Annotated in this window: 24 protein-coding genes; 13 read left to right on the top strand and 11 right to left on the bottom strand. The window is 63.3% G+C overall.

Annotated elements, in window-relative coordinates:
• The first annotated feature begins 150 nt into the window (after positions 1 to 150).
• Positions 151 to 2,061, top strand: coding sequence for a propionyl-CoA synthetase (locus IVB05_RS03605; RefSeq protein WP_247783055.1), 1,911 nt, complete (start codon positions 151 to 153; stop codon positions 2,059 to 2,061).
• A gap of 56 nt (positions 2,062 to 2,117) precedes the next feature.
• Here IVB05_RS03605 and IVB05_RS03610 read toward each other — a convergent pair whose 3' ends face one another.
• The 3 genes from IVB05_RS03610 to IVB05_RS03620 form a co-directional block, all read right to left on the bottom strand.
• Positions 2,118 to 3,749, bottom strand: a complete 1,632-nt coding sequence (locus tag IVB05_RS03610) for a hypothetical protein (RefSeq protein ID WP_247783056.1) — start codon at positions 3,747 to 3,749, stop codon at positions 2,118 to 2,120.
• Positions 3,750 to 3,995: 246 nt separating this feature from the next.
• Positions 3,996 to 4,256, bottom strand: a complete 261-nt coding sequence (locus tag IVB05_RS03615; RefSeq protein ID WP_247783057.1) for a hypothetical protein — start codon at positions 4,254 to 4,256, stop codon at positions 3,996 to 3,998.
• A gap of 104 nt (positions 4,257 to 4,360) precedes the next feature.
• Complete coding sequence (locus tag IVB05_RS03620) at positions 4,361 to 5,389, bottom strand: YafY family protein (protein ID WP_247783058.1); 1,029 nt, start codon at positions 5,387 to 5,389, stop codon at positions 4,361 to 4,363.
• A gap of 87 nt (positions 5,390 to 5,476) precedes the next feature.
• Here IVB05_RS03620 and IVB05_RS03625 point away from each other — a divergent pair, with 87 nt between their 5' ends.
• Positions 5,477 to 6,121, top strand: coding sequence for a glutathione S-transferase family protein (locus tag IVB05_RS03625; RefSeq protein WP_247783059.1), 645 nt, complete (start codon positions 5,477 to 5,479; stop codon positions 6,119 to 6,121).
• A gap of 18 nt (positions 6,122 to 6,139) precedes the next feature.
• Entirely contained in the window at positions 6,140 to 6,574 is a 435-nt protein-coding gene (locus IVB05_RS03630; protein ID WP_247783060.1) for a DUF6157 family protein, read from the top strand.
• 47 nt (positions 6,575 to 6,621) lie between these two features.
• Here the strand turns inward: IVB05_RS03630 and IVB05_RS03635 are convergent, their stop codons facing one another.
• A complete protein-coding gene (locus IVB05_RS03635) occupies positions 6,622 to 7,398 on the bottom strand; it encodes an enoyl-CoA hydratase/isomerase family protein (protein ID WP_247783061.1) in 777 nt (258 codons plus the stop codon).
• A gap of 145 nt (positions 7,399 to 7,543) precedes the next feature.
• The gene (locus tag IVB05_RS03640; protein WP_247783062.1) at positions 7,544 to 8,656 is read right to left on the bottom strand and encodes a cyclic nucleotide-gated ion channel; all 1,113 of its coding nucleotides are present in this window, start codon (positions 8,654 to 8,656) and stop codon (positions 7,544 to 7,546) included.
• 314 nt (positions 8,657 to 8,970) lie between these two features.
• Here IVB05_RS03640 and IVB05_RS03645 point away from each other — a divergent pair, with 314 nt between their 5' ends.
• The gene (locus IVB05_RS03645) at positions 8,971 to 9,636 is read left to right on the top strand and encodes a cyclic nucleotide-binding domain-containing protein (RefSeq protein WP_247783063.1); all 666 of its coding nucleotides are present in this window, start codon (positions 8,971 to 8,973) and stop codon (positions 9,634 to 9,636) included.
• 19 nt (positions 9,637 to 9,655) lie between these two features.
• The gene (locus IVB05_RS03650) at positions 9,656 to 10,531 is read left to right on the top strand and encodes a DUF6537 domain-containing protein (RefSeq protein ID WP_247783064.1); all 876 of its coding nucleotides are present in this window, start codon (positions 9,656 to 9,658) and stop codon (positions 10,529 to 10,531) included.
• Between the two features lie 2 nt (positions 10,532 to 10,533).
• Here IVB05_RS03650 and IVB05_RS03655 read toward each other — a convergent pair whose 3' ends face one another.
• Positions 10,534 to 11,934 carry a TAXI family TRAP transporter solute-binding subunit gene (locus tag IVB05_RS03655; protein WP_247783065.1) on the bottom strand — a complete coding sequence of 467 codons (1,401 nt, stop codon included), beginning with the start codon at positions 11,932 to 11,934 and terminating at the stop codon, positions 10,534 to 10,536.
• 419 nt (positions 11,935 to 12,353) lie between these two features.
• Here IVB05_RS03655 and IVB05_RS03660 point away from each other — a divergent pair, with 419 nt between their 5' ends.
• Positions 12,354 to 12,707: a DUF3307 domain-containing protein gene (locus IVB05_RS03660; protein WP_247783066.1), complete on the top strand. Its 354-nt coding sequence runs from the start codon at positions 12,354 to 12,356 to the stop codon at positions 12,705 to 12,707.
• A gap of 195 nt (positions 12,708 to 12,902) precedes the next feature.
• Positions 12,903 to 13,307 carry a hypothetical protein gene (locus IVB05_RS03665; RefSeq protein ID WP_247783067.1) on the top strand — a complete coding sequence of 135 codons (405 nt, stop codon included), beginning with the start codon at positions 12,903 to 12,905 and terminating at the stop codon, positions 13,305 to 13,307.
• Positions 13,308 to 13,409: 102 nt separating this feature from the next.
• On the opposite strand, the gene IVB05_RS03670 is transcribed toward IVB05_RS03665, so the two are convergent.
• On the bottom strand, positions 13,410 to 13,724 hold the full coding sequence (locus IVB05_RS03670; protein WP_247783068.1) for a YkgJ family cysteine cluster protein: 315 nt from the start codon (positions 13,722 to 13,724) through the stop codon (positions 13,410 to 13,412).
• A 57-nt stretch (positions 13,725 to 13,781) separates the two neighbouring features.
• Entirely contained in the window at positions 13,782 to 14,480 is a 699-nt protein-coding gene (locus tag IVB05_RS03675; RefSeq protein ID WP_247783069.1) for a YafY family protein, read from the bottom strand.
• A gap of 120 nt (positions 14,481 to 14,600) precedes the next feature.
• Here IVB05_RS03675 and IVB05_RS03680 point away from each other — a divergent pair, with 120 nt between their 5' ends.
• Both IVB05_RS03680 and IVB05_RS03685 read left to right on the top strand, forming a co-directional pair.
• Complete coding sequence (locus tag IVB05_RS03680) at positions 14,601 to 14,849, top strand: hypothetical protein (protein WP_247783070.1); 249 nt, start codon at positions 14,601 to 14,603, stop codon at positions 14,847 to 14,849.
• A gap of 63 nt (positions 14,850 to 14,912) precedes the next feature.
• Positions 14,913 to 15,647, top strand: a complete 735-nt coding sequence (locus IVB05_RS03685; protein ID WP_247783072.1) for a glutathione S-transferase family protein — start codon at positions 14,913 to 14,915, stop codon at positions 15,645 to 15,647.
• Here IVB05_RS03685 and IVB05_RS03690 read toward each other — a convergent pair whose 3' ends face one another.
• Positions 15,648 to 16,277: a pyridoxamine 5'-phosphate oxidase family protein gene (locus tag IVB05_RS03690; RefSeq protein WP_247783073.1), complete on the bottom strand. Its 630-nt coding sequence runs from the start codon at positions 16,275 to 16,277 to the stop codon at positions 15,648 to 15,650. It lies immediately after the preceding gene.
• 130 nt (positions 16,278 to 16,407) lie between these two features.
• Between IVB05_RS03690 and IVB05_RS03695 the strand changes: the two genes are divergently transcribed.
• Complete coding sequence (locus IVB05_RS03695; protein ID WP_247783074.1) at positions 16,408 to 17,301, top strand: LysR family transcriptional regulator; 894 nt, start codon at positions 16,408 to 16,410, stop codon at positions 17,299 to 17,301.
• A 67-nt stretch (positions 17,302 to 17,368) separates the two neighbouring features.
• Here IVB05_RS03695 and IVB05_RS03700 read toward each other — a convergent pair whose 3' ends face one another.
• Both IVB05_RS03700 and pobA read right to left on the bottom strand, forming a co-directional pair.
• Positions 17,369 to 17,794, bottom strand: a complete 426-nt coding sequence (locus tag IVB05_RS03700) for a PaaI family thioesterase (RefSeq protein ID WP_247783075.1) — start codon at positions 17,792 to 17,794, stop codon at positions 17,369 to 17,371.
• Positions 17,795 to 18,010: 216 nt separating this feature from the next.
• The gene (gene pobA / locus IVB05_RS03705; RefSeq protein WP_247783076.1) at positions 18,011 to 19,180 is read right to left on the bottom strand and encodes a 4-hydroxybenzoate 3-monooxygenase; all 1,170 of its coding nucleotides are present in this window, start codon (positions 19,178 to 19,180) and stop codon (positions 18,011 to 18,013) included.
• A 267-nt stretch (positions 19,181 to 19,447) separates the two neighbouring features.
• Here pobA and IVB05_RS03710 point away from each other — a divergent pair, with 267 nt between their 5' ends.
• From IVB05_RS03710 to IVB05_RS03720, 3 genes are all read left to right on the top strand, one after another.
• Positions 19,448 to 20,464 carry a TRAP transporter substrate-binding protein gene (locus IVB05_RS03710; RefSeq protein WP_247783078.1) on the top strand — a complete coding sequence of 339 codons (1,017 nt, stop codon included), beginning with the start codon at positions 19,448 to 19,450 and terminating at the stop codon, positions 20,462 to 20,464.
• A 77-nt stretch (positions 20,465 to 20,541) separates the two neighbouring features.
• Positions 20,542 to 21,054, top strand: coding sequence for a TRAP transporter small permease (locus IVB05_RS03715; protein ID WP_108514368.1), 513 nt, complete (start codon positions 20,542 to 20,544; stop codon positions 21,052 to 21,054).
• 3 nt (positions 21,055 to 21,057) lie between these two features.
• A complete protein-coding gene (locus tag IVB05_RS03720; protein WP_247783080.1) occupies positions 21,058 to 22,377 on the top strand; it encodes a TRAP transporter permease in 1,320 nt (439 codons plus the stop codon).
• Positions 22,378 to 22,418: the final 41 nt, after the last annotated feature.

The raw sequence follows: 22,418 nt of genomic DNA on the forward strand, positions 1-22,418 counted from the left end.
GTGACAATGCCTGGAATAAATGCTTGCCCAGCCGTCATGGCCGGGCTTGTCCCGGCCATCCACGCCTTGCCTTTTTTCGAAGCAAAGTACGTGGAGGCCCGGCACAAGGCCGGGCATGACGACAAGGGGCGAACGAGCGGGGAGTGCGCCATGAACGTTCAGAACAACAGCCGGTACCACGATGTCCACGCCCGCTCGCTCAGGGACCCCGAGGGCTTTTGGGCTGAGGCCGCGCGTGAGATCGACTGGATCGAGCCGGCCAAAAAAATATTCGATCCCTCGATGGGCGCGTATGGCCGCTGGTTCGCCGGTGCCGTGGTCAACACCTGCTACAACGCGCTTGACCGCCACGTCGCGAACGGACGTGCGGATCAAGTCGCGCTGATCCACGATTCGCCGCTTACCAACAGCGTCTCGAAATTCACCTATGCCGAGATGCTCAAGGAGGTGCAGACGCTCGCCGCGGTGATGGCCGATTTCGGCGTCGGCAAGGGCGACCGCGTCATCCTCTATATGCCGCTGGTCCCGGAAGCGGTGTTCGCGATGCTGGCCTGCGCGCGGATCGGCGCGGTGCATTCGGTGGTGTTCGGCGGTTTTGCCGCGAAGGAGCTGGCAACGCGGATCGAGGACGCCAAGCCGAAACTGATTCTTTCGGCGAGCTGCGGCATCGAGCCCGGCCGCATCGTGCAGTACAAGCCGCTGCTCGACGAGGCGATCAGGCTATCAAGCGCGAAGCCGCAGGCTTGCGTCGTCCTGCAGCGGCCGCAGCACCCTTGCGAACTCACGGCCGGCCGCGATCACGACTGGGCAACGCTCCGTGGCGCCGCGCTCGATGCCGGCAAGGCCGCGCCGTGCACGCCGGTGCTGGCGACCGATCCGCTCTATATCCTCTACACGTCAGGCACCACGGGAATCCCGAAGGGCGTCGTGCGCGACAATGGCGGGCATCTGGTCGCGCTGAAATGGTCGATGTTCAATCTCTACGGCGTCAAGCCCGGCGAAGTCTGGTGGTGCGGTTCCGACATCGGCTGGGTCGTTGGTCACAGCTACATCGTTTACGGGCCGCTGATTCATGGCGCCACGTCCATCATGTATGAGGGCAAGCCGATTGGCACGCCGGATGCCGGTGCGTTCTGGCGCGTGATCTCGGAACACAAGGCGGTCGCGCTGTTCACCGCGCCGACCGCCTTCCGCGCCATCCGCAAGGAGGATCCCGACGGCGCATTCATCCGCAAATACGACCTGTCGAAATTCCGCACGCTGTTCCTGGCCGGCGAGCGCGCCGATCCGCCGACGGTGGAATGGGCGGAAGCGCAGTTGAAGGTGCCGGTGATCGATCACTGGTGGCAGACCGAAACCGGCTGGTGCATCGCCGGCAATCCGGTGGGGCTGGGCATGCTGCCGGTCAAGCACGGCTCGCCGACGGTGCCGATGCCGGGCTATCAGGTCGATGTGGTGGATGAGGCTTCCAGGCCGGTGCCCGCGGGCACCATGGGTTCGATCGTGATCAAGCTGCCGATGCCGCCCGCCTGCTTGCCGACGCTGTGGGAGCAGGATGCGCGTTTCAGGGAAGCCTACCTCACGGAGTTTCCCGGCTACTACAAGACCTCCGACGCCGGCTACAAGGATGAGGACGGTTACGTCTGGGTGATGGGCCGCACCGACGACATCATCAATGTCGCCGGCCACCGGCTCTCCACCGGCGGCATGGAGGAAATTCTGGCTTCCCATGCCGACGTCGCCGAATGCGCGGTGCTCGGCATCAAGGACGCGATCAAGGGCGAAGTGCCCTGCGGCTTCCTGGTGCTGAAAGCCGGCGTGACGCGAGCGCCTGCCGAGATCGAAAAGGAAATCGTGGCGCTGGTGCGCGACAAGCTCGGGCCTGTCGCGGCGTTCAAGCTCGCGATCACGGTTGGGCGATTGCCGAAGACGCGCTCGGGAAAAATCCTGCGCGGCACCATCAAGAAGATCGCCGACGGCGAGAGCTGGACGATGCCGGCCACCATCGAGGACCCCAAGGTGCTCGACGAAATCGGCGACGCGCTGAAGGGCAGGGTGTAGGGTTTTGGGCCATGCCCGGGTCAAACCCCGGCATGGCCAGCCTGGGGCACGTGCAACTAGCCCAGCAGTTCTTCGGTGACTTCGTCGGAGAACTGCTTTCTGATTCCTGCGATGACGACGCATTCGGGATCGTCCGGAACTGCCGTTGCGCGCGGCATGCCGTGATCGAGCAGGGCGCGCGCGCAACCAACCCAGTCACCAGCTTCGACCGGCTCGTTAAGAGACGCCCATGACAGCGTGCCGCAGGCGTTGTCGCCATGGCCGTGCTGCTCCGTCCATCTGGCGCCATGTTCGAGCAGAAAACGCGTCAAGGCGGCGTTGCCGCTGAACACTGCGAGATTGAGCGCGGACGCGTCCCAGTCGCCGCCGCGCACGGTGATCGGCCAGCCGAGCCTGACCATCAGCCTGACGACATCATCCGCGCCTGCTGCCGCCATATCAGGCAATAAGCGCAATTGCACCGTCGACAGCGCGGCCGGCAGATCGGGCCGCCGCGTCGCCACCGCGCGCGCCTCGGCTTCGTCACCGCGCGCGCATGCGGCGACAAAGCGTTCGTCGTCGGAAATCTCAGGCGCATCGGTTTGCGCCCGCAGCAGGGCGGCAGCCTCGGTAAGCCCGAACTGCAGCGCCAGCCGGTACGGGCTGAGGCCTTCCCGTGTGGCGCGCGACGGGTCGGCGCCCGCATCCAGCAGGGCCTTCACATGAAGGGGCCGGCGGCGGTAGATGGCCCATGTGAGCGGCGAACCCCAATCGGTCAGCGGCGCATTTCGCGCGGGCTCGTTCGGGTCGCCGCCATGCGCCAGAAGCAATTTCAGCGCGGTGTCGTCCTCAAGGTCGATCGAGCGATAGATCGCATTGCTTTCTGCGATGCGCGCGCCGTACTCCAGCAGCAGGCGGGTACAGGCCGGATTTTCGAGGGAGTGGTAGAGCGACTCGCCATCATTGGGATCCGCGCCGGCGTCGAGCAGCAGCCTCGTCAATGGAAGGTCATGGTTGGCTCCCGCGGCGCCATAGAGTGTCGAGAGTGGATAGCGCATGTCGGGCTTCTCAAGCGACGCCGGCGGCCAGCGGCTGTAGATCCGCTGATTGACGTCGGCGCCAGCCGCGATCAGCAGCCGCGCGCTTCTGTGCAGACGCTCGCGAAATTCCTCCACGCGCAGCAGGCCTGAATGCGTGACGGCAAAGAGCGGTGGCAATCGTAGCGGGCCGCCTGATAGGTTGACCCATGACGGATCGGCCTGCGTGGCCTGCCGCAATGCGTCTTCGTCGCCGATGGCGCAGGCAAGATAGGGATCGCCGGCGACCAGTCCGGGATCTTCCGCCAGCATCCGCAAGCCGACGCGCAGGTTGGCGCGACCGGACGTGTTGCTGACATCGCCGCGATAGATCAGTTGCAGCCAGTGCAGGACGCGAACGGCGCGCTCCTTCTGCGCGACCGCCTGCACCTCGACGTAACGCTTCAAGTCAGGCCAGGATGCAAAACCGTGTTCGCGCGCGATGCATGATTGCGCATCGTGCAGGCGCAATCCCCGGGACGAAAGGTCCTCATCGCTGAGGCCCGCCGTTGCCGGCAGCGCGTGCCGAAACCGCGCCATCGCTGCCGCATCGCGGCTTCGATAGAGGCGGATCAATTGCTTGGCTTGTTTCTTCAGATGATCGAGGTTCAATCGATCGGGGAGCGGGTTCATCAAACACCTCCGTGCATGACATCGCCGACGGCCCGCAATACCGGCTGCACAAAGGCTCTAGATGTCGCTCGAAAGCTGCAAGTGGGTTCAACCCTTCCCGCGGGCCCGGGAGCGGCTTGCACCGCATCAGCTACAATATGGCCAGCGCAGGCGATGGTCAACGTCGCCGGACGAGGCACGATTCCAGGCAGAAAAATCCCGGCCGCACAGCAGGCGGCCGGGATCTTTATTGCGGGTAACGTTCGATCAGTAGGCGCAGACGTTCACGGTGCGCAGGCGCATGCCGCGGCGGGTTTCGACCCAGCGCTGTTGCAGGCAGCCGTTCAAACCGGTGTCGACATAGACGCCTCCGAAGCCGACGCCGATGGCGGGACCCCAGCCATGGCCCCAACCATGACCCCAGTGATGATGATGGCCGTGGTAGAAGCCGCCGGCGGAAGCGGGCGCTGCAGCGGCAATGGTGAGCGAGGCGGCGGCGATCAGTCCGAGGGTCATCTTGCGAAGCATTTTAAATACTCTCCAATAGATTGGCGCGAGGCCGTTGTTGCGTCCCTGCCCATCAGTCGGGCCGACGACGTCCTGCGTTCACGCGCGAAGGGGAGAATCGTGTTTCAGGAGTGTTTCGTGGCGCGAGATCTGCGGAAATCCGTGTCATCCTGGTAACCATCCTGCGCCGTCTGGTAGCGCGCGGCCATGGCCTGGGTGAGTTCGGCCATCTTGTCGCGCAGTTCGGCTGGCGCCAGCACCTCCGCCTCCGCGCCGAGACGCAGCAGCTCGGCCGCCGCATGCCACACCGTTTTTCCAATCGGCACCACGGCGATCCGCCAGCCGGCGGCATCTGCGGCCTCCTCGATACGGGTGCGCGTCCTCACGTAAGGCTGGCTCAAGGCGTTGAGCAGTTTTACGCCGAACGGCGACAGCCGCACGGTGGCGCAGTTCGGATGCATCTCGGCTTCGAGCCGGATCGTTGCGGCCTGCCAATAGGCGGCGAGATCGAAATCGGTGGGCCGGACGCCGCGCTCCTCCAGAACGTTGCAGTCGAGAACACGCGCCACGCGATAGGTGCGCACGCTGCCATCGACGCTTCCGGCGAGATACCAGCTGCCGCCTTTCAGCACGAGACCAAGCGGCGCGACGCGGCGGCGCTTCTCGGCCCGCCAGCTCTGGTAGCGGATTTCAATCAGGCTCCCGCGCAGCAGCGCGCCGGCAATGGCGCGCAGATGTTTCGGCTGCTCGGCTTCGCCGAACCAGCTTGGGGCATCGAGATGAAAGCGTTCCTGCATCCGGCCGGCGTCCGTACGCAGATTGGCCGGTAGCGCCGCCATCAGCTTGGTCTGCGCCGCCAGCATCGCGGCATCGAGGCCAAGCGCGGCGGCGGGGCCCGGCAGTCCCGTCATGAACAGCGCCTCGGCCTCCGGCTGCGATAGTCCGTTCAGCCGTACGCGATAGCCATCGAGCAGGCGATAGCCGCCTTCCGCGCCGCGCTCGGCATAGACCGGAATGCCGGCTGCGGCGAGCGCATCGATGTCGCGATAGATGGTGCGCACCGATACCTCGCAAGCGTCGGCGAGCTCAGGCGCAGTGATCCGTCCCCGCGCCTGCAAGGTGGTGAGTATCGAAAGCAGCCGGCTCGCGCGCATGATCCCTTAAACCATACCTGACACAAGATGTCAGGTATGGTCGGGCATACAAGGTCCGTTGCCCGAGAGATCAAATGGAGACTGCCAATGACCAGCCAGGACCGCATCACGCTTTATTATTCGCCGCAGAGCCGCGCGACGGGCACACGGGTGCTGCTGGAGGAACTGGGAGCTCCCTATGATCTCCATGTCCTGAACATGAAGGCGGGCGAGCAGCGCCAGCCGGCCTATCTCGCCATCAACCCGCTGGGCAAGGTGCCGGTGATTCGCCATGGCGAGGCGCTGGTGACCGAGCAGGTGGCCATCTACATCTATCTCGCCGACCTGTTTCCGGGAGCCGGCCTGACACCCGCGCTCGATGATCCCTGCCGAGGTCCGTATCTGCGCTGGATCGCCTATTACGGTTCGTCCTTCGAGCCGGCCTTGATCGATAAATTCATGAAGCGCGAGCCGGCGCCGCCGACGCATTCGCCATATTCCGATTACGACTCCATGCTTGGTGCATTGGAGGCGCAGCTTTCCAGGGGACCCTATCTGCTCGGAGACCGCATGACGGCAGCCGACATTCTCTGGGGTGTGGCGTTCAGTTGGACGATGATGTTTGGCCTCGTGCCGCGAAACGACGTATTTGTGGCCTATGCCGAGCGCATCACGTCGCGGCCCGCCTTCCAGCGGATCAACGCGGCCGATGACGAAATGGCGGCCCAGCACGCCGCGGCCTGCGGCGGGTGAGGCACCATGGATTTCCTGATGACAAAGACAGTTCACACGACCAACTGCTTCGACACCTTCATCCAGGTCGCGGAAGATTGTCCCGCGCGCGCCGGCGAGGAGCCGCCGGCCCGCGCGGAGAATCCGACCGTAGCCGGCCTGCAATACAAGATGATTGCGGAAGCGCCCTACACGTACACGTCGGACGACGTGATATTCGCGACCTCCGCCCGCGGCCGGCAGCTCGATGCGAAGGCGACGAAGAAAGAGCGAAGCCTTGCCCGCGACGAATTCTTCTCCAAGGGGCAGGCGTGCCTGAGAGCATCAGGGCTTGGCAAGCGCTTCGGCTGGGGCGTGCATGCCGATGCCGAGGGGCGCGTCGCGATCTATGCGGTCAACAGCAAGCGCTACCAGGCGCTTGCGCGGGATCCCGGTATCAAGCAGGTGCGGGCGATGCGAACGAAGCGAGCCTGAGTTTTCCAGGGCTTCTCAGAATTTTGGCCCCTCAGAATTTTGGCCCCTCAGAATTTCGGCGAACGCTTTTCCGCAAAAGCCTTGATGCCTTCCTTGATCTCGGCGCTGCGCATGCTTTCGCGGTGGCGGAGATCGGCAGCCTCCTCGTCGAATTTGCCGCGGGCGAATTCGTTGATGGCGCGCTTCATGCCGCGCATGGCCAGCGGCGCGTTGCCGGCCAGGATGGTGGCGAGCCGGTCGACTTCCTCGTCGAGCGCTTCCACCGGCACCATGGCGGTGAGGTAGCCGATCCGCAGCATTTCCGGCGCTGCGATTTTCTGCGCGGTGAGGAACAGCATTTTTGCGTTGTCGACACCGAGCCGTGACACATAGCGGGCGATGCCGCTTTTGTAATAGTGCAGGCCGAGCCGCGCCGCCGGCATGAACATCTCGGCCGTGTCGACGCCGATGCGGAAGTCGCAGGCCAGCGCCAGGTCGGTCGCGCCGCCATAGACGCCGCCATTGAGCCGGCAGATCGTCGGTACGCCAAGGTCCTCCAGGCGGTCGACCACCGCTTCGAACGCCGATCCCGCGCTCGGTTGCGCGGTCGCGCTGGTGGCGCGGTCGGCCACCGAATTGAGATCGTAGCCGGCGCTGAAGGCGCGGCCGGTGCCGGTCAGCACCAGCACGCGGATCGCGGGATCGGCCTCGATCCGGTCGAACAGCTTGACGAGATCGCCGAGATCCTCGCTCTGCAGCCGGTTCAGATGTTTCGGCCGGTTGAGGCGGATGGTGGCGCGCGCGCCTGTGACTTCAAGTATCGGCGCGCTTGCTGTGTCGGACATTATTTTCTCCATTGTTAGCCGTCATTGCGAGCGAAGCGAAGCAATCCATCTTGCCGCGCAAGGAAAGAATGGATTGCTTCGTCGCTTCGCTCCCTTGTGCAAACGCTCTGCGTTTGTCACAGGCAATGACGGCCTGTGGTTTTGGTTACTTGTTCTCTTGCGCGCGCCGCCTGGCTTCGGCGTCGATGGTCTCGGCGAGATCGGGATGCCGCGCCATCAGCAGGCGAAAATCCACGAGATCGAGCACCAGCAGCCGCGTCACCTTGGTGGTCGTGACATTGGCGCCGCGCACATTGTTGCCGAGCAGCGCCATCTCGCCGAAGAACGCGCCTTCGCCAAGCGCGATTTTCTTGCCGGGCAATTCAACCTCGGCCTCGCCGGCGGCGATGAAATACATGCAGTCGCCGTGCTGGCCCTTGCGGATGATCATGGTGCGCGCCGGCAGGTCCATGGTTCGCAGCATGTGCGTGACGTCGGCGATCGCGGCCGGGCCGAGGGTAGCAAAGAACGGCACCTTGCTGACGGTCTCCCACGTCTTCAGGAAATTGTCGCGACGGGTCTCGGCGGCAAAGCCGGTCGCCAGAATACCGGTCCAGAGCCCGAACACGCCGAGGCCGGAGATCATGACCAGCGCCGCGACCAGGCGACCGAGCGGCGTGATCGGCACCACGTCGCCATAGCCAGTCGTGGTCAGCGTCACCACCGCCCACCACAGCGCCGCCGGCACGCTGCCGAAGGTCGCCGGCTGCACGTCGCGTTCCAGGAAATATTCCGCGACCGACGCCAGGAACACCACCATCAGGAAGATCACGAGCACGCTGAGCAGCGGTCCTGATTCCAGCACCAGCACGCGCCGCAGTTGCCGCAGCCCCGGGATGCCCGGAACGACCTTGAGCACCCAGAGGATGCTGAGCAGCCACGCCGTCCTGGGCTCGATGCCCGAGAGCAGCGCGACCGGTACGGCAAGGGCACCGATCGCGTCGACGACCCCGCTGCCGGAGAGCGCGTACAGCGATAGCCGCCCCTGCCGCGCCATGTGGCGCAGCCGCACCAGCCATTCGAACACGAAATAGACGAGGCACGTCCACAGCACCGCATCGACCCAGTGATGCGCCGCCTCGTAGGCGGGGGCCGCGGTGAGCACCACCATCGCAGCGACGCCGGCCGCCACCGCGGCATAGGCCGCTTTGGTCATGTTGCGGCCGGCCGTCTTGGCGGTGAACTGAGCCAGTGCCGAGAGAACGAGCCGCTTGGACATCGGATGAAGGGAGGCCTGATGGTGCAATAAAAGCTGGATAACGGTCAAGCCGCAGCGTGACCAATGCCCGCAAAGTGCCTGCCTGCGGGGAGGCCGTCAACGACGGCCTTCACACGGCGCTACGCGTCCCCGGGCTGCCGGTCCAGGCCACGGCCGGGAGCCCGGTTGAAGCCGAAATTTACCCGGGAATGGTGAGAATCCCGACAAATCGTCGTTCTTTCCTCGTATATCAAAATGGTCCCGCGGACATTACGATAGCGGGCACTGCAACAGAATCATGAAAACGCACACGTTTAGATATTGGTTGGTTTCCGATGGATACGTCTCATCTGGCACAACACGCAGGAACCGCGGGCGCGCTGTTCGCGACAATTTTCGTGGTCGCCACCACCACGATGAAGACCATGATCCCGTTGCGGGTCTTCGGCATTCTCGCCAACGTCATCCTGATCCTGACCGCGATCCCGGCCCGCAACTATCTGGTCATGGTGGTGCAGGTGGTCATGCTGTTCGTCAACTCCTATCGCCTGCACCAGATGCTGCAACTGGTGCGCGACGTGAAGAAGTCCGTCAACAGCGACCTCTCGATGGAATGGCTGAAGCCGTTCATGACCGAGCGTCAATGCGCGGCCGGCGAGATCATGTTCTACAAGGACGAAAAAGCCGAGGACATGCTCTATATCGTCAGCGGCAAGTTCAAGCTGGTCGAGTCGGGCATCGTGCTGCCGGTCGGCGCGATCGTTGGCGAGCTCGGCATGCTGTCGCCGTCGAACATGCGCACCCAGACGCTGGAATGCGTGGAAGCCGGTCTCGTCCTGAGCGTCAGCTACAGCAAGGTCGAGGAGCTCTATGTGCAGAACCCGGCTTTCGGCTTCTATTTCCTTCGCCTGTCCAGCGCGCGGCTGTTTCAGAATCTCGAGACGCTGCAGCAGCAGTTGAACCAGCAAACGGCGTCCGCCGCGGCGCCGAAGCCCGCATAGAGGCCAGGAGCCCAAGGGAGTGTCAGACCGCGGTATCCTGTCGTCGTTGCGTTATCTGTTCGCGGATTTCATCGGCGAGGATGACGACACGCCGCCGTTCCTGCCCGAAGGGCTGCCGGCGCCGGTGATGGCGGTGGCGAGCGACGCCATCCATTTCCTGATCGACTATCAAGGAACAAGCTATGCCGAACTTTACGTCCACCGGCTGCGGCGGTTCGTCGGCAAGCAAGGTGTCGACGATGCGATGCTGACCGACATTGCGCGGCTGATGGCGGTGCGCATGGCCTATGAAGATCCGATCCGGATCGCGCAACTGAAGCTTGCCGAACTGAATCAAACGTCCGGCAATCCTGCCAGGCCTGCCGTCGATGTCAGGAAGTTCAGGCTCGAGGAACTGATCGGCGCGCTTCCCGCTGTTATCTCCGAGTATGTGCTCGATGCACTCGATTGGGCAGGCTGGTCGAACAAGCGGGTCGCCATCCGCTTCAGCACGGCAAGCCGGTTTGGCATCCGGCGCCTCAAGATCGAGGCGGGACTGCGGCGATGGCGGCTGTTTTCGATGCGTTATGCCAAGGAGCGGGTTTTGGTCGAACGCTGGCTGCACATGATCGACCGCAGCCTGACCAAGCAGCCCCAGGCTGCGCCCGCGATCGTGCACACCGCGACCATGATCGAGGGATATGGCGACGTCTATCGTCAGGGCCTGGCGGACTGGAATGCGATCATCGACGGCCTGGTCAAGCCGACCTTCGATGGCGTGCTGGCGCTGCCTGATCTGGGGAGCGCGGTGACCGAGGCGCGCGCTGCCGCGATGCCGGACCCGCGGCAGGCGGCACTGAAGCGCAAGATCGCCGAAATCCGGGCGCGGGCTTCGGTCGGGTCGAACGCGGCCTGATTTTACGCGCTCTGCGCGGTCTTCACGGCCACCACTTTGTCATCCTGTGACGGCGGGTGCCGCTTGATATGTTCGCGGCGCAGACCGATCTCGTCGCGCACGAACTCATAGCCGAGCTTGAAGGTGTCCAGTCCGTCGCTGGAAATGGTGCCGTCGCGCAACCCTATCACCACGCCGCGCAGGATCGTTTCCAGTTCGTCCTGGAGTTCGTCGAGAGCGTCCAGCGATTTGGCATATTCCATGCGCTCGCCGATATCGAGAATGGCGGTTGCGAGCTGGCTGGCCTTCTCCGGCGCAATCCGGGTGACCTTGGTGTAGATGGCGGCAAAGATCGTGCCGATGATGCTGAGCGCCGCCAGGGCGACATACATCAAATCGCTGTAGCGCTCGACAAAGGACTTGATTTCGTCGTTGATGTATTCGGCGGCGCCCGGATGCGCCACGATGAAGGCGTCCTTGTCGGTCGCGGCCGGCTCGATCTTGGAGGCGAAGCCGTCGGTCAGCGAGAGCTCGGCCTTGTTCTCGTAGATGATCCGCGCCAGGTCGCTCACGGTCGTGGTCGAGAGCTTGGATTGGGCGACCAGCAGCCATTCGAGCCCGATCGTGTCGACGTCTTCCGCAGGGACAGCGGGCGAGGCGGACAGCATTCCGGTCGCCACCGTTTCCTCTGATATCGCCGGGTATTTCCTGGCGATCGCTTTCGCCGAATCGATCGCATTCAGGGTGAAGCCGCCGCGCCTGGTATATTGCTCGTAGCTCTTGTCCTTCACGATCTGCGAGGCGTGCGCGATCTTGACCACGGCGCCGAATCCTGCGGCGAACAGCTGGTCGAAGGTCGCGCCCGGCGGCGCCATCTGGACCCGCGCGCCCGCATCCGGGGCGTCCGAGAGCTCGAGGATATTGCGTACCAGTGCAGCTCCGCTCTCGCTGTCGGCCATGACCGCGATCTTCTTTTTCTTCAGCTCGGCGATGGTTTTGATTTTCTTGCCGGTCGGGCTGATCAGCAAAAGCAGGTCGTGTTCGAGGATCGCAACTGCGCGGGCGCGGGGCGGTATCCTGGCGTCGGTGCGCAATATCGCAAGGTTGGCTTCCTTGCGGTCGAACTGCGACAGCGCCTTTGCATTGTCGCCGTTGGGCACGATCTTGAGCCGCAGCCGCGAGGAATTATTCTTCAGCACCGTCGCCAGACGGGCGGCGAAGCGCGCCTCGGGGCCGTTGGCCTCGCCTACGGCAAATACCAGCGTCTCGGAATTGCGAACCCAGGTCCGGCCGCCCCATACCACGGCGGCGGTCAGGATCAGGGTCAGGATGGAAAACAGCAGGATCTGGGTCCGGTTGCTCTTGACGACCCGCGAGCGGCGACGCGGCATTTCCGGATGCGGCGTTGGGGCTTCAGCACTCATGGCTCGTACCCGGAGGTCAGGGACGGGTCGCTGCCAAGCAGGCCGCAGGCCGTCCAAATGAATTCGTAAATGCCTAGAAAAGAACGATAATTTGCCCGCTGGCCAATGATAGCCCGCTCCTATGGGATTGCAAACCGCGCCCGCCGGTAACCTTACCCCGCAGGCCACGCTGCGCGCCGGTGCCGCAGTATCGCAGTTCCGCCACACCGTGCGATTTTCAGACTACCCACAGGTGCATTCCGGCGCGGGAGGTGTCATAAATAAAGGCAACGTTCGAATAGTCCGGGTTTGAAAAAAAACATTGCGCTGACAGCCTAGGCCCCGGTTTTTCGCCACCCCGTCAGTCCCAGCAAAGGGCGTCAGCTTTGTTGTTTCCTTCGATGTCGTCCGCGGTCCCGGTAGGTGCGCTGGTAGGATGGATGCTGCTTCTCACCGTGAAGCACGTCATTGCCGATTTCATGCTGCAAAATTCCTGGATGGCGATCGGCAAGGATCAAAAGACCGGCTGGGCCTTGCCGCTATTGGCGCATTGCCTCGTCCACCTCGCGGTAGGGATGGCGCTGATCCTGATCGTCGCGCCACGATTCTGGTTCGTCGCCTTCATCGACTTCGCGATTCACATCACCATCGACCGGATCAAGGGGATCTTCGCTTCCCGGTTCGGCGTGACGATGGAGAACGAGCATCCGTGGTTCTGGACGCTGATCGGCGTCGACCAGGCGCTGCACCATCTCACCGGTTTCGGCCTGTCGATCTTCATGGCGGCGAACTGATCCAGCGCGGCGGTATCGTCCTCCCTGTTTCAATCTTGCACCGGCATCGGAAGGCGTGTAGCCGCTTCGCGCCGCGAATCATGTCCCGATTCCAATTCAGCCGTAACTGGCAAGTCCCCCGGAACACTACTGGTGTGCGTGGTTAACCTTTCATTAGAGTATTGCACTGCATCTTCCGCAAAGGGAGAACCCGCAATGTTTTCAAGCCGCGACGCATTCGAGAACGATTTCTGTCCGGTCCGGGACGAGCTGCTTGGCGAGATGTATCGCGCCAATGCCAACGGCCTGCCGCTGCTGGTGGACAGCGTTTCGTCCGACGTCCGCGCCATGCTGGCGCTGTTCTGCTACCGCCGCAGCCACCTCCACGCGCTGGCCGTTGCGATTGCAGCAAGCTGTACCGAACGCGAGCTGATCCATTTTGGCGGCCGGGTTGGTTCCACGCTCTATGCGCTGTCGCGCGAACCCGCCGCGCGTTCCGTCGCGTCGTCATCCCACGGCGGCCGCAAGCCGATCACCCTTTCGACCAAGCCGCTCTCGACCTTCAAGCCGATCGAGGACGAGATCGACGACGAAGATTTGGCGCAAGCGGTGACGGCGTAACGCCGCCATCGTAGCCCGGGTGAAGCGGAAGCGTAACGCGGGGCTCTCTCACAACCGGCCCAAGTCGTCCCGGATTGCGCTTCGCTCCATCCGGGCTACGGCTCACACCAATACCGGCAAGCCGTGCCGCTTTCGCGCCATCGCGCATTCGACATCGCCGGGCATGCAGGTGCGGCACACTTCGGGCCGCACCGCATAGATCAGGCACGCCGTCGCCTCGCCGACCTTGCCTGACAGCGCCGAACAGCGGTCGCCGTCGCAGCGCATTCCCGACAATCTTTCGTTGACCAGCCCTTCCGGGATCAGGTCGAGCGCCGCATCGTCCTCGGTGGTGAAACGCGGCCAGTTCTGCGAGTAGCTGCAGCAGGCGCCGCAGGCTTGGCAGGGGTTTTCGTGGTCGGCGGCGATTCCTTGCATGCCTGCGTTTAGCCCGGAACGACGGCCGCGGCCAGCCACCCGCGTCAGGTATCCTTTTCAGGTATCTTTGGGCGCTTCCCAGACCAGGCTGCGCCGCCATTTCGCCCGCAGGATGTCGCGCCGCTCCGGATATTTTTCGTCGTGGTAGACAGCGTCGACGACGCGGTCGGTGCGGAAACTGCGAAAATCCTTGCGCAGTTCACACCACGCCGCGAGTATCCGCACCGCCTCGTGATAGCCGACTGCGATCGGCCAGATCGTACGCTGGCTGCCGCGCCCGTGCTCGTCGCGATAGTTCAGCGTGATCTTTTTGCCCTCGTGGATTTGTGTCCGTGTCCGCACCATGTCGATGCGGTCGGGCTCCCGGTTCCATGCCGATCGGGCGCGGCTGGCGGGCTCCAGCACGAATGGCCGCAGGCGCTCGGGCACGGTTTCGGCGACCTTGGCCATCAGGTCCTGGGCTGCGCGCGCCAGCGTGGGATCGGCATGGCCGACCACCCATTGTGCGCCGAGCACGCAGGCCTCGATCTCATCAGGCGTGAGCATCAACGGCGGCAGGTCGAATCCCTTTTCCAGGATGTAGCCCACGCCGGCCTCGCCGCGAATCGGCACCCTCTGTTCGATCAGGGTCGTTATATCGCGGTAGATGGTCCGCTTCGAAGTCTCCAGTTCGGCCGCAATCGCGTCCGCCGTCATGGGCTTCCGGGTGCGCCGAAGCACCTGAATGATCTGGAACAGCCGGTCGGCGCGTCGCATGGCTCGTTCTCTTTTCTAAAAGGCACTCTTTTCGAAGAGGCATCTGCCCGATGCTGACAGCATGTTGGCAGCAGGGGGTGGGTATATCGGGACAACACCTCAAGTGAAGGGAATTTGTCCATGACGATTTTCAGCGAATACGGCTTCCGGGGAAGCCGCGGACCTCTCGAAAATGCCCAGGGATTTGCACTGGAACAGCTGGTTTCCATCCAGTGCGTCACCACCGATCTGCGCTGGGCGATGGTCGAACTGGCGTGGCGCTCATTCAGCGCAATGTGCGCCTTTGCGCAAGGGCAGCTTGTCTCGTGGGTGCGCAAGGCCCGCACGCCGCGGGCCGAGGAGGGCGGCGGCCGGCATTGCTGCTGCTGACACCATGGTGGCAGCAGGGGGACGCTAGCCTCGGGCACGTTTTAAGGAGATCGGGAGACCAGCATGATTACCCTTTATGGCTTCGGCGCCGGTTTCGGCCTGCCGGAGATCAGCCCCTTTGTGACCAAAACCGAGGTCCAGCTGAAGATGGCCGGTCTTGCCTATCGCAAGGAGAAGGCCAAGCCGCCGGCCTCGCCGAAGGGGCAACTGCCCTATATCGTCGATGATGCCGAGACGATCGCCGATTCAACGTTCATTCGCGCGCATCTGGAAGCGAAATACGGCTTCGATTTCGATGCGCCGCTCAGCCTGCAGGCGCGTGCGCAGGCCTGGGCCTTCGAGCGGATGATCGAGCATCATGTCTATTGGGCGCTGGTCGGCGCGCGCTGGGTCGATGGCGACAATTTTGCAAAGGGCCCTGCGCATTTCTTCGACAGCGTGCCGCTGCATCTGCGGGAAAAACTCCGCGAGGACGCGCAGTTCCGCGTCGCCGAGAATTACCTGCTCAGCGGCCTCGGCCGCCACGCGCCGGAAGAGGACGTCGATCTTGCCGTGCGCTCGCTGTTTGCGTTGTCGGTGCAGCTTGGCGACAAGCCGTTCCTGATGGGCGAAACGCCATGCGGCATGGACGCCACCGCCTTCGGCGCGCTCGCCGGAATTTTGACGCCATTCTTCGAGTCAGCCCTGCGGCAGCGGACGGAGCAGTTCGCCAATCTCACCGCCTATGTCGACCGGATGATGCTGCTGTATTATCCGGAATTCGCCTGGTCGCCGCTGCAACAAGAGCAAGCCGCCTGATTACGGCGTCGCCGCGGGCTGGCCCTGCAATGCGGCCAGCTCCTCCTCGAGTTCGGCGATACGGGCATCGCGCACGGCCAGCGCCTGAGCGACGTCGGCGGCATCGAACTTCTGCGGGATGTGCTGCGGGCAGTTGGTGTCCCACGCCGAAATCCGAAACAGAATGACCTGCTCTGGGCGCGCCTTGTAGCCTTGCGGCATCAGCGATTTCGTCAGCGCGGGATCGTCCTCCACCACGCGCGCCTCGCCCCAGATCTTCACGCGGCGGCGATGGGTGTAGTCCATCACGAAAATATGCGCTCTTGGATTCTCCGACAGATTGCCTTGCGTGATGTACTGCCGGTTGCCGCTGTAGTCGGCGAACGCGATCGTGTTCTTGTCGAGAATCTTGATGAAGCCTTTCGGCCCGCCGCGGTGCTGGATATAGGGCTGGCCGTCCCCTGAGGCGGTCGCGAGATAGAAGCTGTTGGTCTCGGCGAGGAAGCCGGCGAGATTTTCGTCGATCCCGGTGCGCCAGCCGCCGCGCTCCTCGACATGGGCATAGGCCTCGCGCGAGCCCTTGCGGGCCTGGATCGCCTTTACCGCCGGGGTGAAGGCGACGTCGCTGGAATAGGTGTGAACGTCAGACATCTGAGCCTCCCGTGGGCCTTTCCGTCATGGGCGCCAAAACGGTCGTCCTTCGGCTCCAAGATGGACGTTCTCGTAACTAAAACAATCTTGAGAATTGACACTTCACTATTGCGGAATATGCAATAGTCCGATGGACCGGATCGATGCCATGCAGGCTTTCGTCGCGGTGGCCGACCTGCGGGGCTTTGCTCCCGCGGCGCGCAAGCTTGGCCTGTCGCCTTCCGGCGTTACGCGGCTGATTGCGGCGCTGGAGGATCGCCTCGGCGCGCGATTGTTGCAGCGAACCACGCGGCAGGTGACGCTGACCGACGCCGGCTCGCGTTACCTGGAGCGCGCGCGGCGGATTTTGGCCGATATCGAGGAGGCTGAGGGCGCCATCGAGGGCGAGCGCACGCGGCCGGAGGGGCAGCTCGTCATCTCGGCGCCGGTCGGGTTCGGCCGGCTGCATGTCAGCGGAATCGTGACCGCCTACCTGAAGCGCTATGGCGATGTCGCCGTCGACCTTCGTTTGTCGGACCGCATGGTCAACCTCGTCGAAGATGGCGTCGATCTCGCTGTTAGAATCGGCCATCTGCCCGACTCGACGCTGGTGGCGCGCCATGTCGGGGAGATGCGGCGGATCGTGGTGGCCTCGCCCGGCTATCTCAGAAAGCGCGGCGAGCCGGGGCGGCCGCGGGAGATTTCCGGGCATGACACCATCCAGTTCGGCGCCATGATGGCGGCGCTCGACTGGCGCTTCGTCGAGGATGGCCGCGAGATCCGCGTCGCCAGCACGCCGCGATTCGCCACCAACAGCTCGGATGCCGCGATCCAATATGCGGAAGCGGACGGCGGGCTGACGCGGGTGATGGCCTACCAGGCCGCCGAATCGCTCAAAGCGGGGCGGCTCAGCATCATACTGGCGTCGTTTGAACAGCCGGCGATGCCGATCCAGATCGTCTATCCGACGTCGCGGCTGCTGTCGGCCAAGGTGCGCACGTTCATCGATCTCGTGACTGAAATGGCCGACTGGCATTTTGGTTAAGGCAATCGTGCCCCGGACGCGGTGCGCCGCGCAGTGGTGCGCTGCAGAGCCGGGACGCGAGATATCGCTACACCGTCGCCTTCTTCGGCACCACGCGAAACGTCGCGTTCGCCCGCGCGATCACGACATCGTCGGCCTTGATCAGGCTCTGCGCGAAACAGATCGTTCTGCCGGTTTTGACGACGTCGCTCTCGACCGCGAGCCATTGTCCGACCTCGGCGGTGCCGACGAAATCGACCGCGAGCCCGATCGTCACCAGCGAGGACACGCCGCCCATCACGTGGGCGCAGCTATGGCCCATGGCGTTGTCGGCAAGCGCTGCAATCAGCCCGCCATGAATGAGGCCGCGGCCGTTGGTGTGCGGTTTTGCAAGACGCAGCCCGATGATCACAGCCTTGTCGGTCCGCTTTGAATACAGCGGCTCCCAGGGATCGGTGAGTGGACTCCTGCGGGTGTGGCGCTCGAAGCCTTCGGGGATGTCGGTGACTGTCATGTGTGGCTCACGTGCTGACGATGTTTCTCGTCATTGAACGCAACGCGCCTGCGAAGTCACCGCCTACAAAGTTTTAAACGGGATTCGCATGGGTGTTTGAAATGAACGCCGTGACTGCCGTCGCCCCGTCATTGCGAGCGAAGCGAAGCAATCCATTTCTCCGCAAGTAAGTAAGATGGATTGCTTCGTCGCTTCGCTCCTCGCAATGACGGCCTTCTAAAACGGCAATCCCACATAATTCTCCGACAACGAAGCCGAAGCCGCCTTCGAGTTGACCACATAATCCAGCTCGGCGAGTTGAATCCGCGCGCCGAATTCGCCTTCGTCGGGGAATTTGTGCAGCATCGAGGTCATCCACCACGAGAAGCGTACCGCCTTCCAGACCCGCGCCAGCGCCTTGGCCGAATAGCCGTCGATGCCGGCGGAGGACTTCTCGTCGTAATATTCACGGAAAGCCTGCGAGAGATAATGCACATCGCTGGCGGCGAGGTTGAGACCCTTGGCGCCGGTCGGCGGCACGATGTGGGAGGCGTCGCCGGCCAGGAACATCCGGCCGAAGCGCATCGGCTCGGCGACGAAGCTGCGCAGTGGCGCGATGCTCTTTTCAATCGAGGGGCCGGTGACGAGTTCGTCCGCCGCCTTCTGGTCGATCCGGCGCTTCAGCTCGTCCCAGAAGCGTTCGTCCGGCCATTGCGCGATATCGTCGTCGAGCGGGCATTGCACGTAATAGCGGCTGCGGCGGGTCGAGCGCATGGTGCAGAGCGCAAATCCGCGCGCGTGGTTGGAATAGATCAGCTCGGGGCTGACCGGCGGCGTCTCCGACAGGATGCCGAGCCAGCCGAACGGATAGATCCTCTCGTAGGTCTGGATCGCTGTTGGTTTCACGCTGGCGCGGCTGACACCGTGAAAGCCGTCGCAGCCGGCGATGAAGTCGCATTCGATCTCGTGGCTGACGCCGTCCTTGACATAGCTGACGCGCGGGCGGTCGGTATCGAAATCGAGCGGTTTGACGTCGGCGGCCTGGTAGACGGTGGTGAGGCCGGCCGCCTTGCGGGCGTTCATCAGGTCGAGCGTCACCTCGGTCTGGCCGTAGATCATGACGGTCTTGCCGGTGGCGCCGTACATGTCGATGCGATGCCGCGCGCCGCCGAACGCGAGTTCGACGCCATGGTGGACCAGCCCCTCATGATGAGCGCGCGCGCCGGCGCCGACCTCGTCGAGCAGCGCCACGGTGCCTTCCTCGAGCAGACCGGCGCGGATGCGGGCGAGCACATATTCCGGCGTCTGGCGCTCGAGAATGATGTTTTCGATGCCGTAAAGGTGTAATAGTTGCCCAAGCAACAATCCTGCCGGACCTGCACCTATGATTGCTACTTTTGTCCTCAATACCCGCTCCTCCCGGTATTATAGGTTAGGGGTCCGCGGGTGGCGGTCCCCGGACTTGCAGTGGTAGTTATATCATATAACGGTTTTGGCAAAGGACATTGGCGCAAAACAATGCGGTGCACTTCGCGGCAGTGCACCCATAGCAAACAGGGGAGAGAAGGCGCCGCGGCCGAATGTCCGCCTTGAAAACACCGGCGACTTAGATAACATGTTAACTAACAACATCGGGCATCGAAAAGAGTCCACGTGCCAAGGGAGAGAATGTCGATGAGGAAAACATTTCTGGCGCTGCTGCTGGCCGCCAGCGTGACGCCTGCGGTGGCGCAGGAGAAGAATATCGACCTGAAGATTTCGCACTGGGTGCCGGCTTCGCATCCGCTGCAGAAGTCGCTGGAAGACTGGGCGGCCGCGGTCGAGAAGGATTCCGGCGGCACCATCAAGTCAAAAGTGTTTCCCGCCCAGCAGCTCGGCAAGGCGTTCGACCATTACGACATGGCGCGCGACGGCATCGCCGACGTCACCTACGTCAATCCCGGCTATCAGCCCGGCCGCTTCCCGATCATCGGCGCGGGCGAGCTGCCGTTCCTGATGTCGGACGCCAAGGGCGGCTCGATGGCGCTGGACGAATGGTACCGCAAATATGCCGACAAGGAGATGAAGGACGTCAAGTTCTGTCTCGCCTTCATCCATTCGCCGTCGTCGTTCCATTCGCGCACCAAGAAGATCGTGGTGCCTGACGACGTCAAGGGCATGAAGATCCGCCCGGCGCACGCCACCATGGCCAACTTCGTCACGTCGCTCGGCGGCACCAATGTGCAATCATCGGCGCCGGAAGTGCGCGACATCATCGAACGCGGCGTCGCCGACGCGGTCACCTTCCCCTGGGGCTCGCTGCTTCTGTTCGGCATCGACAAGGTGACGAAGTACGACATGGACGCGCCGCTCTACGTCACGACCTTCGCCTTCGTTGTCAACAAGGACAAGTACAACCAGATGTCCGACAAGCAGAAGAAGGCGATCGACAACAATTGCAACACCGAGGCCTCCGGCCGTGTCGGCGAGTACTGGGGCAAGATGGAAGATGCCGGCATCGCGAAGATCAAGGCGGACACCAGCCACGAGGTCTACAAGCTCACGCCGGAGCAGATCGCGCTGTGGAAGAAGGCTTCCGAGCCGCTGACCAAGACCTGGGGCGACGGCGTCAAGAAGAACGGCGTCGATCCCGATCCGGCAATGACGGAGCTGCGCGCGGCGCTGAAGAAGCACAATGCGCTCGCGGAATAGCCTGATCCCGTAACCCCGGCGCGGCGGGACCTCCGCCGCGCCTTTTCCTTACATTTAATCAGCCTCTCGGAGCCGCCATGAGTCGCGCGTGGATGGACCGGTTCATCGACACGATCGAATGGATCGCAGCCGCCTTTGTCGGCATCGTTGCGCTGAACATTTTCCTGGCCGTGATCCTGCGCAACACGCTCAGCTACAACATTCCGGACTCGTTCGATATCGGTCGCATGCTGCTCGGCATTCTGATTTTCTGGGGCATTGCCGCCACCAGCTATCGCGGCGGCCACATCACCGTCGATCTGGTCTGGGCCAATGTCGGCCCGAAATACAAGCGCATGATCGACGTGTTCGCCACGCTGGTGCTGCTGTTCGTGGTGGCGGTGCAGACCTGGACGCTGTTCGACAAGGTGCGCGGCACCTACAACGACAACGTTCTCACCTTCGACCTGCACATGCCGACCTGGCCGTTTTTTGCCGTTGCCTGGGCCGGCGATGGCGCGGCGGTGCTGCTGATCGCGATCCGCACCTATCGCCTGATCTTCCATCCGGAAGAGATGCAGGAAGAACCCAAGATCAAGGCCGTGGAGTAGGTGATGAGCACAGACGCGGTCGCCGTCCTCGGATTTGTCGCGCTGTTCGCGCTGATGCTGCTGCGCGTGCCCGTCGGCATGGCGATGGGGCTCGTCGGTGTCTGCGGCTTTGGCTACCTCGTCGGTTTCACGCCGGCGCTGAAACTGGTCGGCCAGACCTCGATGCGCACGGTGACTGACTACACTTTTGGCGTCATCCCGATGTTCCTGCTGATGGGCACCTTCGTCAGCAATTCCGGCATGAGTCAGGAGCTGTTCCGCGCCGCCAATGGCTTTGTCGGTCATCTGCGCGGCGGGCTCGGCATTGCCACCGTCGGCGCCTGCGGCGGCTTTGCCGCGATCTGCGGCTCGTCGGTCGCGACCGCCGCAACCTTCTCGGCCGTGGCCTATCCGGAAATGCGCCGCTTCGGCTATCCGCAATCCTTCGCCACCGGCGTGATCGCGGCCGGCGGCACGCTGGGCGCCATGCTGCCACCGTCCACGGTGCTTGCGGTCTACGGCATCATCACCGAGCAGGACATCGGAAAGCTGTTCATCGCCGGCATCATTCCCGGCATCCTCGCGATGACCATGTACATGATGACCATCGCGCTGATCGGCTGGTTCAGGCCTGACTTCCTGCCGAGGGGGACGCCGATCCCGTGGCGCGAGCGCTTTGCGGGCCTGAAGAGCATCTGGGCCCCGGTACTGCTGTTCATCTTCGTCATTGGCGGACTTTACGGCTTGCCGTTTCTGCCGCGCTTTACGCCGACCGAGGCCGGCGGCGTTGGCGCCACCGGCGCGTTCCTGATTGGCCTGCTCACCGGACGGCTGAACAAGGAAAAGATCCTCGCGTCGCTCTTGCAAGCCACCCGCACGGCGGCCGCCGCCTTCACGGTGCTGATCGGCGCGCTGATCTTCGGCTATTTTCTGACGGTGACGCAGACCCCGCAGAAGGTCACGGAACTTCTCACCGGGCTTGGGCTCGGCCCCTACGGCATTCTTGCTCTCATCATGGTGATGTATCTGGTGCTGGGCTGCCTGATGGACGCCATGGCCATGATCATCCTCACCGTGCCGATCATCTTCCCGGTCATCATCCATCTCGGCTTCGACCCGATCTGGTTCGGCATCATCATCGTCATGACGGTCGAACTCGGCCTGATCCATCCGCCCGTCGGCATGAACGTCTTTGTCATCAAGAGCGTGGTGAAAGACGTGTCATTCTCGACGATCTTCCGCGGCGTGATCCCGTTCGTCGTGACCGACCTGATCCGGCTGGTGATCCTGATCGCATTTCCGATGCTGGCGCTTTGGTTGCCGACCCGCATGATGGCTCACTGAGCATGATCCCGAAAAGTGGGAATCGGTTTTCGGACTAGATC

Source organism: Bradyrhizobium sp. 170 (assembly GCF_023101085.1).
In the GTDB taxonomy this organism is placed as follows: domain Bacteria; phylum Pseudomonadota; class Alphaproteobacteria; order Rhizobiales; family Xanthobacteraceae; genus Bradyrhizobium.